Source organism: Microbulbifer elongatus (genome assembly GCF_020524885.1).
In the GTDB taxonomy this organism is placed as follows: domain Bacteria; phylum Pseudomonadota; class Gammaproteobacteria; order Pseudomonadales; family Cellvibrionaceae; genus Microbulbifer; species Microbulbifer elongatus_A.
This window is the reverse complement of record NZ_JAIVKJ010000002.1, coordinates 49,595-66,417: the sequence shown is the minus strand read 5'-3', so window position 1 is coordinate 66,417 and position 16,823 is coordinate 49,595. Positions and strand designations below refer to the sequence as shown.

16 protein-coding genes are annotated in these 16,823 nt (G+C 50.1%); 14 read left to right on the top strand and 2 right to left on the bottom strand.

Features of this window, described 5'->3' with window-relative positions; genetic code table 11:
• Positions 1-391 precede the first annotated feature (391 nt).
• Positions 392-1,858 (top strand): RimK family protein, encoded by a 1,467-nt coding sequence (locus tag LC059_RS07620; RefSeq protein ID WP_226703250.1) that lies wholly within the window; start codon positions 392-394, stop codon positions 1,856-1,858.
• A 102-nt stretch (positions 1,859-1,960) separates the two neighbouring features.
• Here LC059_RS07620 and LC059_RS07615 read toward each other — a convergent pair whose 3' ends face one another.
• Positions 1,961-2,842 carry a LysR family transcriptional regulator gene (locus LC059_RS07615; RefSeq protein ID WP_226703249.1) on the bottom strand — a complete coding sequence of 294 codons (882 nt, stop codon included), beginning with the start codon at positions 2,840-2,842 and terminating at the stop codon, positions 1,961-1,963.
• Positions 2,843-2,955: 113 nt separating this feature from the next.
• Between LC059_RS07615 and LC059_RS07610 the strand changes: the two genes are divergently transcribed.
• The 13 genes from LC059_RS07610 to LC059_RS18100 all read left to right on the top strand — a co-directional run bounded on the left by LC059_RS07610 (position 2,956) and on the right by LC059_RS18100 (position 15,387).
• A complete protein-coding gene (locus LC059_RS07610) occupies positions 2,956-3,732 on the top strand; it encodes a ferredoxin--NADP reductase (protein ID WP_226703248.1) in 777 nt (258 codons plus the stop codon).
• A 618-nt stretch (positions 3,733-4,350) separates the two neighbouring features.
• Complete coding sequence (locus LC059_RS07605) at positions 4,351-5,319, top strand: sulfotransferase family protein (RefSeq protein ID WP_226703247.1); 969 nt, start codon at positions 4,351-4,353, stop codon at positions 5,317-5,319.
• Between the two features lie 92 nt (positions 5,320-5,411).
• Positions 5,412-6,377: a glycosyltransferase family 2 protein gene (locus tag LC059_RS07600; RefSeq protein WP_226703246.1), complete on the top strand. Its 966-nt coding sequence runs from the start codon at positions 5,412-5,414 to the stop codon at positions 6,375-6,377.
• Between the two features lie 59 nt (positions 6,378-6,436).
• Entirely contained in the window at positions 6,437-7,351 is a 915-nt protein-coding gene (locus tag LC059_RS07595) for a sulfotransferase family protein (protein ID WP_226703245.1), read from the top strand.
• Positions 7,348-8,358, top strand: a complete 1,011-nt coding sequence (locus LC059_RS07590) for a glycosyltransferase (RefSeq protein WP_226703244.1) — start codon at positions 7,348-7,350, stop codon at positions 8,356-8,358. Before LC059_RS07595 ends, LC059_RS07590 begins: the two co-directional genes overlap by 4 nt.
• Before the next feature lie 38 nt (positions 8,359-8,396).
• Positions 8,397-9,626: a glycosyltransferase gene (locus LC059_RS07585; protein ID WP_226703243.1), complete on the top strand. Its 1,230-nt coding sequence runs from the start codon at positions 8,397-8,399 to the stop codon at positions 9,624-9,626.
• Complete coding sequence (locus tag LC059_RS07580) at positions 9,623-10,837, top strand: glycosyltransferase family 2 protein (RefSeq protein WP_226703242.1); 1,215 nt, start codon at positions 9,623-9,625, stop codon at positions 10,835-10,837. The genes LC059_RS07585 and LC059_RS07580 overlap by 4 nt, the downstream gene beginning before the upstream one ends.
• Before the next feature lie 68 nt (positions 10,838-10,905).
• Positions 10,906-11,772 carry a WecB/TagA/CpsF family glycosyltransferase gene (locus LC059_RS07575; RefSeq protein ID WP_226703241.1) on the top strand — a complete coding sequence of 289 codons (867 nt, stop codon included), beginning with the start codon at positions 10,906-10,908 and terminating at the stop codon, positions 11,770-11,772.
• 25 nt (positions 11,773-11,797) lie between these two features.
• Positions 11,798-13,294: a hypothetical protein gene (locus LC059_RS07570; protein ID WP_226703240.1), complete on the top strand. Its 1,497-nt coding sequence runs from the start codon at positions 11,798-11,800 to the stop codon at positions 13,292-13,294.
• 6 nt (positions 13,295-13,300) lie between these two features.
• A complete protein-coding gene (locus LC059_RS18110) occupies positions 13,301-13,543 on the top strand; it encodes an AMP-binding protein (protein ID WP_413231548.1) in 243 nt (80 codons plus the stop codon).
• On the top strand, positions 13,544-13,735 hold the full coding sequence (locus LC059_RS18105; protein WP_413231547.1) for an AMP-binding protein: 192 nt from the start codon (positions 13,544-13,546) through the stop codon (positions 13,733-13,735).
• A gap of 414 nt (positions 13,736-14,149) precedes the next feature.
• Entirely contained in the window at positions 14,150-14,458 is a 309-nt protein-coding gene (locus tag LC059_RS07560) for a transposase (protein WP_226703239.1), read from the top strand.
• A gap of 410 nt (positions 14,459-14,868) precedes the next feature.
• Complete coding sequence (locus LC059_RS18100; RefSeq protein WP_226703238.1) at positions 14,869-15,387, top strand: IS3 family transposase; 519 nt, start codon at positions 14,869-14,871, stop codon at positions 15,385-15,387.
• Here the strand turns inward: LC059_RS18100 and LC059_RS07550 are convergent.
• On the bottom strand, positions 15,372-16,757 hold the full coding sequence (locus LC059_RS07550; RefSeq protein WP_226703237.1) for an oligosaccharide flippase family protein: 1,386 nt from the start codon (positions 16,755-16,757) through the stop codon (positions 15,372-15,374). The two genes, LC059_RS18100 and LC059_RS07550, sit on opposite strands and share 16 nt — an antisense overlap.
• Between the last annotated feature and the right edge of the window lie 66 nt (positions 16,758-16,823).

Sequence of the window (16,823 nt, the reverse complement as noted above, 5' to 3'; positions counted from 1 at the left end):
CACTGACGGACCGGGGAGGTTGTGTAGATGGTGCGATTAAAGCGCTGTTGGCCCCAGTGAGCAATGCCTCAAATCTGGAAAATGAAAAAAATTCGTCGCTAGCCATCCAGGCTGCAGGCCCGCCGGCTTATTGGCGCACGGCGCGGAGATCGATGTGTTGGGCACCCTGCTGGCAGCGCTAACAAAAGTTGCGTGGTGGATGCCCCGCCAACCGGGCGCTGGGGCCACTTTTAGCCTGCTAAAGTGCAAAAAATTATTAGGCAGAAACTAAAAATTCTTCTATCTTTCGCATTTCCCGCGGCCCAGCCCTGGATCGCGGACTAGGCCTTACCGACAGCGCCACTTCTTTCCCGGCGCGAACTTCTCTCCTACCTAGGCAGACCACCGATACATGTCCCAGATCCTGATTGTGATCGATGAGCCCGACGACTGGGCTCCCTACTATCCGAGCGAGCGGGTAATCACCTTTGCCGACTATCTGGCACTCCCGGCCCGGTCCCAGCGGGTGCGGGTCATCAACCTGTGTGCGGATTATGACTACCGCAGCGAGGGCTACTATTGCTCATTGCTGGCAGAGGCGCGCAATCACAATGTGCTGCCGAGTGTGCGGACGTTGAACGACCTGGCGCTGCCGCAGCTGTACAAGTTGCAACTGTCCCAGGCGATCCCGGCGCTGGCCAGGCTGCCGCAGCCGGAGCCGGGTAGCGAAAAGGTGGTGAAGTCCTACTTCGGCCGCTGTGCGGACCCGGCGCTACAACCATTGGCGCGGGCGCTTTTCGACCGTTTTGCCTGCCCGGTACTGGAGATCCACCTGCAGGCGAATCCGCAGTGGGAAATCGTCGAACTGAAAGTATGCTCCCACCGCGATTTGAGTGAGGCGGAAGAAACCGAGTTTGCCGAGGCGCTGGACAATTTCAGCAACAAAGTATGGCGCCAGCACAAGAAACCCAGTAACAGTCGCTATGACCTGGCGATTCTGGTAAATCCGGAAGAAAAGCTGCCGCCGTCTGACGGGGCCGCGATCAAGAAGTTTGTCAGCGCTGGGCGCGAGCTGGGCCTGTCCGTGGAACTGATCGGTCCCGGCGACTATATGCGCCTGTCGGAATTCGACGGTCTCTTTATCCGCGAGACCACAGCCATCGACCACCATACTTACCGCTTTGCCAAAAAAGCAGAAGCGGAAGGTTTAGTGGTACTGGATGACCCCACCAGTATCCTGCGCTGTACCAACAAGATCTACCTGGCGGACCTGTTCAACACCCACAAGGTGCCGGCACCGCGCACGCGTATTTTACGCCGCGGGGACGAAGAGAGTTTAAAACAGGCGATGGACCAGCTCGGGCTGCCGATGGTGGTAAAAATCCCCGACGGTTCTTTCTCCCGCGGAGTGGTGAAGGTCAACTCCGCAGACGAGCTGCACGAAAAACTGGAAGAGCTTTTTGCTGAGTCCAGTCTGTTACTGGCCCAGGAGTTCCTATATACGGAATTCGACTGGCGCATCGGTGTATTGGACAATAAGCCGCTGTATGCCTGTCGCTATTACATGGCGAAGAATCACTGGCAGATCTATAACCACGGGAGCAAGAAAACCGTCAGCGGTGGTTTTACCACTCTGCCGACGTTTGAGGTACCGAAACCAGTATTACAGGCCGCATTAAAAGCGACGAAGCCTATCGGGCGCGGTTTCTACGGTGTGGACGTAAAGGAGTCGGCCGGTAAGGGCTATGTCATCGAGGTAAATGACAACCCGTCGATCGATAGTGGCGTGGAAGACAAGTATCTGGGGAAAGAACTGTACCGATTGATCCTGCAGGAGTTTATTCGTCGCCTGGATGCGCGCAAGGCGGGGCAGGAGTAAGTATTTGTCACGCAGCATATCGTAGGAGTCTGCCCTGGCGGGTAATTTATTGCGCTTCTCTCCGATTAGGCTGTGTGGCAGGCATCCATAATGGTTAAAGGCTCAGGGCGCTTGCCGGCAAAGCTCCAACCAGCGCTCAATTCCTGAGCTGCGATATTTCTGTCGGTGTAAGGCGAAGTAAAACTCGCGGCTGAAGTCACGCTGCGGTACCGGCAGCTCAACCAATGTGCCGCGGCGGAACGCATCGGTCAGCGATACCCTGGAAAGACAACTAATACCGAGTCCTGCCTCCACTGCGCGCTTGATTGCCTCAGTGTGCTGTAACTCCAGTCTTACATTTAGCTCCGGAAGCAGTCCCGCCATTGCGCGCTCAAAGGTCTGGCGGGTGCCGGAACCGGTTTCCCGCAGAATCCACGTCGCCTCCCGAAGCTCGTCATCGGTCAATTGTGCACGTTTTGCAAATGGGTGGTCCGGAGCGCAGAACACTACCTGCTCGTCGTCTCGCCAGGGAATCATTTCAAGATCCGGGTGATTGAGTTCGCCCTCGATTAACCCCAGGTCCAATTCGAAATTGAGCACCCCCTGGGCGATGGCCGCGGTATTTGCCACTTCCAGCTCGACCCGTGCCCCCGGTTGTTCCTCCATATAGCGGGCCATGATCCCCGCCGCCATATAGTTGCCAATGGTCAGCGTAGCGCCGATCTTCAGTCGCCCCAGGTCGCTGTGTACCAGCAGCGTGGATTCCAGCTCGCGAGCCCGTTCCAGTAGTTCCTCCGCCCTTGGCCAGAGCTGCCGCCCCAGTTCGTTCAGCCGCAACCGTTTACCGGTGCGCTCGAACAGGCGCAGGTCGAACTGCTGCTCGAACTCCTTCAGCGCTGTGGAGGCTGCGGACTGCGACATATTCAGGCTCTCGGCCGCGCGGCTCACGTTCTGGTGGTGGGCGCAGGCGAGGAATACCTCCAACTGCCGCAGGGTATAGCGCATGACAACTATCCAAAAAATTGATAAAGAATATCGAAATATCCCATTTTGCCAATAGATGCGTCAGCGTTAAACTTCCTGCAGCAAAGAACTCTGGAATAATTTCTTATTTTGTTATGTCAAATTTGAATAAAGAAACGGTGCTCGAGGTCCATCACTGGAACGACACCCTGTTCAGCTTCAAGACCAGCCGCGATCCCGGCTTTCGCTTCGAAAATGGCCACTTCACCATGATCGGCCTGGAGCAGCCTAACGGCCGCCCGCTGCTGCGTGCTTACTCTATTGCCAGCGCCAACTACGAGGACGAACTAGAGTTCTTCAGTATCAAGGTCCCCGATGGCCCCTTGACCTCCCAATTGCAGAAGATCAAGCCAGGCGACGAGATCTTTGTCAGCCGCAAGCCTACGGGCACCTTGGTCGCGGATCATCTGCTGCCTGGCAAACGCCTGTGGTTATTGTCGACAGGCACCGGTCTGGCACCTTTTATGAGCATTATCAAAGATCCGGACGTCTACGAACGCTTCGATCAGGTGATCTTGACCCACGGTGTGCGATTCAAGTCAGAACTGGCCTATCAGGAATACATCGAGACCGAACTCCCGGCACACGAATATTTTGGTGAGATGGTAAAGCAGGGCTTGCTGTACTACCCCACCGTAACGCGCGAGCCTTATCGGAATAATGGCCGCCTGACGGACTTGATGCTGTCGGGCAAGATATTCAGCGATCTAGAACTACCCGAGCCGAATGTGGAAGAAGACCGCTTTATGCTGTGCGGGTCCCCCGCCATGCTCAAGGACCTAACCAAGATTCTCGATAATTGGGGCTTCAAGGAAACCCGCGCCGGTGTTCCACACGAATACGTAATTGAGCGGGCCTTTGTTGAGAAATGAACCGAATACCTGTTGAGACAAAGAGCCGCCCGCTGGGCGGCTTTTTGCGTTTCTGGGATTGGCACATTTTGTATCTATTGTGACGGCGCAATTCAAATGATATTGACGCAATGTGAGTTACTTACGCCAGCCGTAGCGTGAGAAATATAAAACAACAGCAGAACACAATAAATTGGCGCAGGGTTTTTGATTTTTATAGAACCCTGATAAAGTGTGATCAATGTCTCGAGTCATTTACCTGCCAGATGCCCGCAGGATGAAATTAGCGACAGACTGTTGTTTTTCGTGCCATTTTCTCCAAAATTTTCCGGATAAGCTTGGCGCCGGTGCAAGGATTGCATGCAGTAAAATAGGGATAGGCCGCGGGACACCTCGTTGTTCTGCAATTTTCAATTTTTTATCCCCTCATTCAATCCTCCTTGATTGTCACATTTGCGGTGATCTCTGAAGCGTCAATCGGTGAGCGCCCAACCGGTTTGGCACCTGAAGTCAAGATGAATATCGTGTCTGCCGCATCACAGCACCTAGGCGCGCAACCGCAAAGCGCGGCAGAAAACCAACAGGAAACGGCTCGCCAGTCAGGCACAGAGTTAAGAGCGATGGGAAGGACGCAGGGAAATGCCAAACACCATTAATCATCCGCATCAAGAAGTGCTGGAGAGCCCGCTGTTTGTGGTGGGGCCGCTGCGTTCTGGCTCCACGCTACTGCGGCTACTCCTTGATCATCACTCGGAAGTTAACCTGTTCGGGGAATTTGAAGGTGCGGTATGTGAGGCGCGTGGAAACGAGTGGCCCCCTCTGTCGAGTTATCACCGGTTTGTTCGCACTGACCGACAAACCGGCGCACTTAACTTGAATGTCGACCCGGCACTGCCCTACGAGCCTTTGGTAAGAGACTTTTTGCGTCAAATTCATCTGCGCAATCCTCGCAGCATCGTCGGTGCCTCGGTGCATTCTCGTATCGATTTGCTCCCCCGGATCTGGCCCAAAGCGCGATTTATCAATCTGGTTCGAGATCCAAGAGATGTGGCGCGATCCTGTATTGGCATGGGTTGGGCTGGCAATACCTATGAGGGCGCTTACTTTTGGGAAAAAGTGGAGCGCCACCGGAAAATACTGAACGCACAGGTGCCTGAAAGCCAGCGTATCGATATCCGCTATGAAGATCTGGTCTGTGAGTCTGAGGCGACACTGCGAAAAATCTGTGACTTTCTGGGTATTGGTTATCAGACACAGATGCTGCAAATTGAGCGTGATACCAGTTACGGGTTCCCTTCCGCGAGATACGCCAATCAGTGGAAGCGGAAAATGGCAGACAGGGATGTGCGCTGGGTAGAGTTACGCCTGGGTAAGCAGATAGACGAGCTCGGTTACACCCGTGTAGTGGATACACAGCCGCCCCTGACACTTTCCGAGCGACTGTATATCAAGGTCCAAAATCGACTGTTTAAAGCCAAATTTCATATTCGAAGATGGGGGCTAGGGTTGTGGCTGCAACAGCTACTGGCCCGTCGCTTCAGGCTAAGCGCCTGGTCAGACCGGATTCGGGAAAAAACCAATGTAATCGATACACGCTACCTAAAGTAGTTCTTTCGATTAGTTCGACAGTATCTGAAACCGTATTGCCAATAGGCTTCAAAAGGAATAACTGAAGTCGGCCACCACCAAACGTAGAAGCTATGGACAGCCAACAGCAAGACATCACGCTCAGTATCGTTATCGTCAATTACAAAACGCCACAGCTGGTAATAGATTGTCTGGAAAGCCTTTTGCCAGAACTTGAGCTACTGGCAGAGAAGTCGGCAGAACCGCGGGTTGTTGTGGTGGACAATGCCTCTGGTGATGAGTCAATGCTGCAACTGCAGCAGTGGTGGCAGCGACAATCCGAGAGGGCGCGCAATCGCATTCATTTGCAGCAATCTCCGATCAACGGCGGTTTTGCAGCAGGTAATAATCTCGGTATCTCCACGCAGCCCGCAAAATTCTATCTTCTGCTCAATAGCGACACGATCGTCCGCCCGAATAGTATTTATCAGCTTTTGTATAGCATGCAGGAACAAGGGGATGTTGGGCTTATGGGGCCTCGCCTCGAATTCCTCGATGGGCATCCCCAGGAAAGCTGTTTCAGGGATCAGGGGGCCATCAGTGAATTTCTGCGTGGAGCACAGCTCACCCTGGCCGCACGAATTTTCAAGCACAAAGTGGTAGCAATTCCCATAGGGGATTCCAAATCAACCATCCACTGGACCAGTTTCGCCTGCGTAATGATCCGTAGTGAGGTCTTCAAAAAAGTTGGCCTGATGGACGAGAAGTACTTTATGTATTTCGAGGATTCCGAATTCTGCGCAAGAGCGCGTAAGGCAGGATGGCAAATAGGACACGAACCCCGGGCGCGTGTGGTGCACCTTCGTGGGGGAAGCTCCAGTGTCAAGCGCAGAGCGATACAGAAGAAGCGGCTCCCGGCGTACTTTTACCAGTCCAGAGCGCGATATCTTATTCATCGGGGCGGTTGGCTGAAGCTGGCAGCGGCCAATTGTCTGTGGCTGGTTGGGAGAGCCTTATGTCAGAGCAAACGCCTGTTCGGGAAAACCGCCGATGGAGCCGCCGAGCGCGAGTGGCGTGATCTATGGACCATGCCTGAGTAGTCCTCAAAGTAAGCAGCAAATAGCAATTCAAATGTAGAATTATGGGATCCCCAAAAAGCATGAGCAGCAAACGCCCCAGCTTTCTCATTATTGGCGCCATGAAATGCGCCACCACTAGTCTGTACGATCAATTGAAGTCACAGCCCGGCATTTTTATGCCAGAGCTGAAAGAACCAAATTTTTTTAGTGACGATGAAAATTACCAGGCGGGCCTCGATTGGTACCTGAATCTGTTTGCCAGTGCGGACGCAGAAGATATATGTGGCGAAGCAAGCACTCACTACACAAAGTTGCCAACCTATCCAGAGGCTGTCGAGAGAATCGCTTCCGCTTTGGGTAAGCCCAAGTTGATTTACGTTGTCCGCCACCCGATTGAAAGGCTGGTGTCGCAATATATTCACGAGTGGAGTCAGGGGGTGATTTCGGCGCCCGTTGATGAGGCGATCTCCAGCCATCCGGAGCTGGTTGACTACAGCCGGTACGGAATGCAGTTGGCCCCATTTGAAGCGATGTTTGGACGTGAAAACATTCTGGTTGTGCAGTACGAGCACATCAAACTGATGCCAGATCAGGTATTGCAGGAGGTGTGCGATTTCATTGGTTATAAGGCACCGGTAGCCTGGCAGCGAGAGATAGCTCCGAGAAATATTTCCAGTCAGAGAATTCGTCGATTTCCAATGGATCGGTTTCTTATTGATAACCCCTTGCTTCAATTCTTACGTCGTAGCCTGGTTCCGCGTAAATTGCGTGACTGGGTAAAGGGCGAGCTGACCATGCAGCAACGTCCGAAGCTGTCGAAAGAAAATATCCTGATGCTATCAAAAGAATTTGACAAAGACATGCAAGTGCTTTCTTCCTATCTGGGCGCCAAACTTACTTGCGAGAACTATCACCAGGTGAGTGCTGCTCGTATTGAGCGCCCCGTTAACGAGACTAAGGCAATACCGGTAGGGAATTTGGGGGCGGTATCGTGAACGCCACGCCCCGGTATACTGATGCAAAAATAGGTCTCGTGGTGATTGGTCGAAACGAGGGGCTGCGCCTCGTCAACTGTCTGGCTTCAATTGATGTTGAAAAAATGCCCGTGGTGTATGTGGACTCTGGGTCTACAGATGGTAGCAAAGCCGCGGCGAAAGATGCTGGATGCACGGTGGTAGATTTGGATTTGAGCCAGCCATTTACCGCAGGAAGAGCGCGCAATGAGGGGTTTGAAAAGTTGATAGGTCTGCATCCGGATCTGACATATGTGCAGTTTCTTGATGGAGATTGCCAGCTGCACTCCGGTTGGCTAGAAATGGCGAGCCGACACCTGACGGAAAATCCCCAGGTTGCTATTGCCTGTGGGCGTCGTAGAGAAACCTATCCGCACGTCAGTATCTACAATCGCCTTTGTGATATTGAGTGGAATACTCCAGTGGGTGATGCAGCAGCCTGTGGAGGCGATTTTATGGTACGAAAAGACGCATTTCAAAATGCCGGTGGATTTAACCCGATTGTGATTGCCGGTGAAGAGCCCGAGATGTGTCTGCGTTTGCGTCGCTCTGGTTGGCGAATTTCCCGTATTGATGGTGATATGACATTACATGATGCAGATATGCACCGGTTTTCCCAGTACGCGCGCAGAGCAGAACGCTGTGGTCATGCATACGCGCAGGCCGCCGCTATGCATGGACGAAGCGAGGAAAAATATCAGGTTAGAGAATTAGTCGGGATCCTGTTTTGGGGTCTGGTATTTCCGGTCGGTTGCCTGCTGAGCGGATTACTGGTGAACCCGTTAGCCCTGGTCCTCTTTCTCGCTTACCCGATGCAGTGGGCAAAAATTACAATGTTCTGTGTACGTCGAACAAAAATACCGTTTTCACTGGCGGCCAGCTATGCAGGGTTTCTAATGGCGGCGAAATTCTTCCAAGTGTATGGAGCGCTAAAATATTTCTCCCGCAGCGTTTTTTCCAGGGATCTGACAATCATCGAATATAAATAAGCGCGTCCTTTATCCAGGTAAATAGATCCAGATATTTCATGAAAATTGCGTACTTTATCAATCAATATCCTGCCGTCAGCCACAGCTTTATTCGCAGAGAAATAGCCGCCCTTGAAGACCGGGGTGTTGAGGTGCTTCGTATTGCCCTGCGGGTAGATGAACCGAATCTGGCTGACTCGGCGGACAAACAGGAAGTCGGTAAAACACGCTATATCTTGCGAATCTCAAAGGTGGCATTGCTCTGTGTGCTGGCGCGGATGCTTGCCTCCAGTCCCATACATTTTTTCGGCGTGTTGATCAGGGCCATTCAAATCGGTATCACATCCGAGCGCGGTGCCCTTCGCCACCTGGCATATTTTGCTGAAGCGGTGGTGTTGAATCGATGGATGTCCAAAGCCGGCGTGAAACACGTGCATGCACATTTTGGCACCAATTCTACAACCGTGGCGATGCTGGCAAGTATGTTGGGCGGGGTACAGTACAGCTTCACAGTGCATGGGCCGGAAGAATTCGATAAGCCTGCAGCCATTCACCTGTCGGAAAAAATAAAACGAGCAAAATTTGTAGTAGCAATTACTTCTTTTTGCCGCAGCCAACTGTTTCGCCAGGTAAACACTGATCAGTGGTCCAAGATTCATATAGTCCATTGTGGTCTGGACAAATTATTTTTACAGCAGGTCGCAGTTAAAAGTCAGCCGGCCGAAAATACTGCTTGCCCAGAAGAAAATGTATTTGTCTGTGTCGGTCGGTTATGTGAGCAAAAAGGGCAGTTACTTTTGATCGAGGCTGTACGCGACGTGTGTCAGTCCGGACATAAAATGAAGTTGATACTGGCCGGCGATGGCCCTATGCGCCTAGAGATTGAACAGAAAATTTCAGAATACGGACTTCAGGACGTTGTAGAAATAACCGGGTGGATTGGTGGCGAAGATGTAAAACGTTACCTGTCTTGTAGTAAAGCCATGGTGCTTCCCAGCTTTGCTGAGGGTTTACCGGTTGTCATTATGGAGGCATTGGCAATGGGCCGACCGGTGATTACCACTTACATTGCCGGTATCCCGGAGCTGGTGGAGGATGGTAAGGAAGGGTGGATGATCCCGGCCGGTTCCCGCACACATCTGGCGGATGCTCTACATAAGGCCATCGAAGCCAGCCCGGAAACCTGCCGCCAGATGGGTCTTTCGGGCCAACAAAAAGTTGCGGTACGCCATGATGCTGAACAGGAATCTCAGCGCCTGGCCCAACACTTTGCGGGGGCACTCGCATGAACATCGCCAGTTGGCTGCCAGACCTTCTTATTGTGATAGTGAGCGTGCTATCCACGCTGCTAGCACTGTGCCTGCTCGGACTCTCATGCCTATTCCTTGCTGAGTGCTATTTCGGACAACGGCAAGCGCGCAAAGAAGAAAGCTCTTACGCATTACAGACAAGCGATGATTTTCTCATCCTGATGCCCGCCCACAATGAAGCAGCAATCATCGAAACCACTTTAAATGATCTAACACCTGTATTGGGTGATCTTTCCCGCGTGGTGGTGGTCGCTGACAACTGTAGTGATGGCACAGCAGAGATGGCCCGCCGTCTTGGCGCCAAGGTTCTGGAGCGAGCCAATGATAACCTGAAAGGCAAGGGTTATGCGCTTGCTTATGGATTAGAGTATATATTTGAGCAGCCGCAGAAAATTGTCATCGTGTTGGATGCGGATTGCTCGGTTGACGGAAATGGTCTCGACCGTCTCGCAGGTGTCGCGCTAGAACAAAACACCCCGGTACAAGCAAATTACGCTTTGGATGCGCCGAGTAAAGAGGGAGTCGGTGTCAGAGTTGCCCTGTTTGCCTGGCGTGTAAAAAATTTCTTACGCCCGATGGGGTTGAAGTATTTTGGGCAGCCCTGTCAGCTAATGGGAACCGGTATGGCGTTTCCAAAGGGTCTGCTGAGGAATGTTCAGATTGCTTCAGGAAATATTGTGGAAGACATCCAGATGGGACTGGACCTGGGGGCTGTCGGTCATCCTCCTCAGTTCGAGCCCACGGTTACCGTACGTAGTTCGTTACCTGGTACCGACAGTGCCGCAGAAACCCAGAGAACCCGTTGGGAACACGGACACTTATCGACCATATTGGAAGGCGTGCCCAAAGCACTGAAACAGGCTGTGCGGAAAAAAAATATACGACTGATGAGTGTGGCGATGGACCTGACCATCCCGCCACTCACTTTTTTTGCCATTTTGTTAATGGTTCAAATTATTTATACCGCTGGTTTGATGCTGTTGGGGAGTCAATTGCCGTTCATTCTGGCTATGGTGACTCTGAGTATATTTTTTGTTGCTATCTGGATATGTTGGGCTGCGGTAGGGCGGATTTATCTTAGGTTAACGGATGTTTGGGAGGTGGCCCGTTTTGTTTTTGGAAAACTATCTATTTACATCAAATTCTTCCAGCGCAAACGGCCTCAGACTTGGGTGCGAACGGAGCGATAGTGTCACTCCAATGAGATAAAACACTTTGCAGTAAATGGATTACTGCAAGAGATCAGGGAAGATTCTCAATGACTACTGGCGAAAGCAGTGTCGTCATCGACGACATGGATGTAAAGGAAGAAGCGGGTGCAGCAACTAATCAGGTTTCTGAAGATGATCATCCCCAGTATCTACCGCAGCCGGCAGATCTCGGTTTTTGTCTGCTGCATGACATGGATCAGAACCAGGTGTTGATGTGGCTACGTCGCCAGTGCTCGGCCGGATCATATGGCTATGTAGTAACGCCAAATATTGACCATGTGCAACGTCTTTACACGCTTTCGCAGCAGAGCTCGTTGGTAAAATTATACCGCGGTGCGGCTCTTTCGCTCTGCGATAGCCGTATATTACAGAAGCTTCTCGCCGTTACTGGTCATAAAGCGCCGGCAGTTGTCACAGGGAGCGGCCTGACCGCGCAGATGTTCGAAAGTTTTCTAACGCCCCGGGATAACATCGTAATTATCGGAGGCAGCGATAGGCTGATTTCTCGCCTGCGAGAAATGTATCCACAGCTCCAGATAGCGCATCGAAATCCAACCATGGGCTTTATCAACAAGCCGGATGAAATTGAGTCGCTGGTAGCTTTTTGTCACGATGCGCGTAGTGATTTTATTTTCTTGGCCGTTGGTTCACCGCAGCAGGAATTACTTGCCGAACGCCTGGGGAATGTTTTAGAGCGCGGAACTGCTCTATGTATAGGCGCATCATTGCATTTTATCGTGGGTGAGGAACAGCGCGCTCCCGCTTGGATGCAAAATTTGAGCTGTGAATGGTTATATCGTTTGCTGGTAAACCCAAGGCGACTGGCAGGTCGGTATTTTTCCAATTTCTGCCATCTTTGGCCACTGGCAAAACGGCTGCGACAAGTGAGCCGTGCTGATCAAGCCGCAGTGTGAATATATCGGCGAGTGGTAAATAGACATGGGAAATACTGTAGCATATCTGGCACTACTAGGTTGGCCGATAGTTAGTCTAGCGCTCTATAGTAAATATACCACACTAACAGCTACTTTCTGGACGATCGTTGGTGGGTATCTCTTATTGCCGGTAAAGGTTGGTATAGATCTACCTTTAATCCCCGCATTGGATAAAGGAACTATACCTTCGCTTTCAGCAATGCTCTGGTGCTTTGTCATCAAGAAAATCTGGGTGCCTCTCGTGCCCAGTACTTGGCGCGAAAAAATCCTATTTTGTGCGATAATCTTTTTGATGGTGATGACTTCAACAACTAATAGCGAACCAGTTTTTAATGGCGAAAAAATGGTGCAAGGTCTCCGCCTATATGACGGTATTGCGTTTGCACTAGACGGCTATTTAAATCTCTTGCCATTTTTAGTTGGTACAGCAATTGTCCGTACAAAGGTTGACTTGTACCAGTTGGTCCGTATGTTGGTTATAGCCGGTCTGCTTTATACGCCGTTGATTTTGCTTGAAATACGTATCAGCCCACAACTGCACACCTGGATATATGGCTTTTTTCCCCACCAGTTTGCCCAAATGATGCGATTCGATGGGTTTAGGCCAGTAGTATTTATTGGACATGGGCTGTTAGTTGCCATACTAATGGTCATCGTCTGTTCCATGGCGGCCTGCCTGGCGCAAATGCGCTTGTCAGTTGCCCGTGTTCCAGCAATGCTGATATTAATTTATCTGCTGGTGGTCTTAGTATTATGCAAATCTGTTGGGGCATGGTTGATTGGGCTGGTGGCAGTGTCAGCTACTCTTCTTTTATCCGCAGGATGCAAACAGAAAGCTGCGATCCTGCTCGTTCTGGCAGTAATCTGCTATCCGCTGATATCCATGCTTGGTTGGTTTCCGACTGAATCTGTATTGGACGCAGCTGCGTTTTTTGGACAAGAGCGTTCAGACTCGCTGGCGTTTCGCTTCCATCATGAAGAGCAATTACTACTACGCGCCAAAGAAAAAATGTGGCTGGGGTGGGGTGGCTGGGGCAGAAGTCGCCTGCACAATTCTGTTTCTGACAGTTATTGGGTGATTGTAATTGGATCGGCTGGAATGCTCGGTTATCTCGCGAAAACGGGCTTGTTTCTATCAGTGCTGATTCGGGCTGGTAGGACAATCAGGTTGAGCTTGGATCGACAGGAACAGCGTATGGTGGCCAGTGTTTCGCTGTTAATTGCGTTAATGATGGTTGACCAGATTCCCAATAGCTCCATGAATCACCTTATCTGGTTTTTATGTGGCGCATTGCATGGAGCAATCTCCTTGCGCCGACGCGATTCGGTAATGCACCAAAGACTAGATGAGAATATGACGAATCCGATCATGCGAACCGCAAAAACACTCGTAGATACCAGATATCCAGTTTCCAATGGAATACCTAAAATAGACGATTCTGTTCAAGCTATCGTCCATCCAATCACGGGTGGCCGCAACAATGCACTTTGGGGTAAATGAGGCTGCATGGGACAGTTTGCTGTGCTTGCGCAGCCCGGGACTGAGCTTGTGTACAGTTTGCTTGCCATACACATGATAGGGGCCACGTGTGTCCCTATTGACCCATCTTTTCCGAATCAGCGAATCAAGTTAATTGTTGATGAGATAAATGCTTCAGCAATTATTTTTTCAGATGAACATAGTGAAATAGCTAACAAATCTCTAAATCTACCCGCAGAAAAGCTGAGCGATTTCAGTAAACTACGCTGATTGGGTAACCCTTTTGCTGAAAGTTTCGAACCGGAATTGGTTAGTATCGAAGACCACTTACATATCTTCTTTACTTCCGGAACTACAGGGCGTGCCAAAGGCGTTGTTTCTACACACCGGAACCTTGCCCGTGGCATGTCATCATCTGCCTTTTGCATGGGCTCGACGCTGGCCAGGGAATCCTTTCTGTAGCAGGCCCATCGTTCAGTATTAGCACCTTCGAGTTGTTGAGCCTGCTTGCATGTGGAGGGCATACAAGAATCGCGCGAAGATCAGAGCTACTGAATATCGAAAAGCTATATGATTTTGCCCGCCAAGTAACCGCCTGGCACTTTGTACCGAAATTTCTTCCGCGATTAGTTGATTATATTGAACAAGAGCTCGATCGCACCAATGATCTGTAACCAGTTTCGTGGACAGTATTTGCTGTTCATGAGAGAGGTCCCGAATGGGCCAAACCAAAAAACGTAGCTACGATCGTTACACATTGGCCTACAAGCTTCACGCCGTTAAGTTGGCCAATCATACTGACTTTAGGTCAAAGACTTACCCACATTTAGTAGACACCTTATATAGCTAGGTTTCGGCCTAACACGGAGGTGTACCATGGCGAAGAAAAGCACTCAGGCGTATACGGAAGAGTTTCGTAGGGACGCGGTCAAGCGGACCGAAAAGCCCAGTGCTACCACTGCCTCAGTAGCTCGAGAGCTGGGTGTGAGTGCTCAGCAGACCAACAACTGGCGGAGACAATTTAACCGCCTGTCAGAGAAGCAGTTCAATAGTGTGGATGGCGTTGACTACTCGAAACAAGATAGTGCTGAAGACCGTTGCCTGAAGAAGGAGCTGCATGAAGCACCTCAGAAGGTCCAGTTTCTAAAAAAGGCAGCTGCGTACTTTGCGAACCAGCAAGAGTAAAGTACGCACTGATACGTGAGCATGTAGGGTTGTACCCGATCTGCTTGATGTGTCGGTGCCTGGAGGTATCAGCTTCAGGCTACTACCGTTGGATCGGCCGAGAGGAGAGTCCTCGGGCGATCCGCAGGAAGCGTGTTACGGCGCGGGTTAAGGATACCTTCGAGAGCTCTAAAGCCCGCTATGGCGCTCCCAAGAGCGCTCCTGAGCTGAAGGAAGCTAGGATACCTTGCTCTACTAACTATATCGCTGGAATCATACATAAAGAGCCTATCCGAGCGAGAAACGGTAAGGGCTTTCGCTACCGTAGGCCTGTCGAGGTTAGAGTCGACGTTGCTGCGAACCTAATGAAGCGATGCTTTCAGGTAGACCGTCCTAATCGTCGCTGGACCAGCGACCTCACCTAAATCTGGGTGGTTGACCGATGGTTGTATCTCGCTGTGGTAATGGATTTGTATTCACGCCGTATTGTCGGCTGGGCGTTGGACGTCCAGATGACGGAGGAACTTACACAGCGGGCATTGAAGTTGGCCCTGCGGCAAAGGAAGTCAAAGCCGGGCTTGATTGCGCATTCAGACCGGGGCGTTCAGAGCCGATCCCAAGCGTATCAGGACCTACTGATGAAAAATGGCTTTCGAGCCGGCATGAGCCGCCAGGCAAACTGCTGGGACAACGCAGCGATGGAGTCTTTTTTCAGTCGCCTTAAGGTGGAGCTCGTGTATGCAAGTAGCTTTGGAAGTATCGATGAGATGAAATCCGAGGTGTTCGGGTACATCGACGTTTTTTACAACAGAGTACGTAGACACTCTCCACCGGACACAAAAGTCCAGTGGAGTATGAGCGCAAATGCGCGTAATTTGAGTGTCTACTTTTTGTGGGTAAGACTAGTTTCTAGTCTGCTCCTAATATGCCTTTTTTACTTAATAAATTGACCAGCTATAAAATTGAATGCGTACCCTGCAAGTGCTCCGGGAATAATAAATAACATATATATGCACTCCCTATAAGGACAGAGCAATTCGGAACGAAATTTCATGTAAAGATGTATGGGTATAATGGCTAACGGATAAATGCCTAGAAAGCCTATGGCTCCGATCAATCCGAATTGGAAAAAAACTACTGGTAATCCGAGAGTTAATAGGGTAGCGCTTACCAGTAATGCAGGAATCATCTTTCTTGGCTTTCCTTCTGCTTGGAAATATATGCCTGCAGATCTATATCGATCAGCAATTAATGAAATGGATAGCAGTGACAAAAAAAGGCCGGCATCGTGATATCGCGCATCATAAAGTATCTTAATAATCATGTTGCCTGTAACTATTAAGAATCCGCTGAGGCCAATAATAAAAAAATCAAGTGGTAATCTAAAGCGGTAGTAAACAGCAAGATAATTATCAGACGCTCTTACCGACTGACTAAAAGATGGAAACATTACTTTATGTAATATGCTGTTAATTGCCCCTCGAATCGACCCAATAATGAAAATTGCAATTGAATAAATACCCAGCTGTTCGGCAGAAATATTTGCTGCCAAAATGACTCGATCACCATTTAGAACCCAAAAACCGAGTATTGAGCTGGCAAATACCCACTTCCCAAAATGGAAAATATCAATGGCGTATTTTTTATTCCAGCGAAATTTATTCATATTTCCGGGGAGAAGGATAAATTCTAGAATTAGCTTAATCACTTCTTGAACTATTGCCCCGACTACCAGCGCCCATATCGTTGGCGATATCAAGGCGCAACTAATCATGGCCAACAAAGCAATCGCTTGGGATGCAATTTCGATAGAAATTTTTTTCCCAAGGTCGAGATTTCGGTCTGCGATCGGTGATTTAGTTGATCGAAAACCACTAATTACAAGATTTAAAGCCAATATTGTAAGAATTATTGGAAGTTGAGGGTGGGCTAAAGCGCTAGTCGGATTGAGAGTATTTCCGAAAAACGATAAAGATAAGGCTAATCCACAAACAATCGCGGCAAGTGAAATGCCTCTAAGAATCTGTAATGTCCAGGCTGTATCCAAAAATAAAGGCTTAGTGCCAAATCGACTTTGAATAATACTTTTCTGGATTCCCATGTCTGAAAACATCTGTACTCCAATAATGAGTACATTTGCAATTGCCATCACGCCGAACATGTCGGGTGCCAATAACCTTGTCATTAATAGGTTGCTGGCTAACCTTAGAATCTGGCCGGCTATATACCCACCAAAAGCCCAGACTGATGCGATGCGTATTTTTTTACCGCTAAAACTGGCCTTTGATGTATTGTTGAGCTCGCTTGTTACTAAGCTCATAACATGGATTGTTCGGAAAGCGTAACTTCAAACATTGCGGCATGATGAAGTTTCCTTACCAATAAT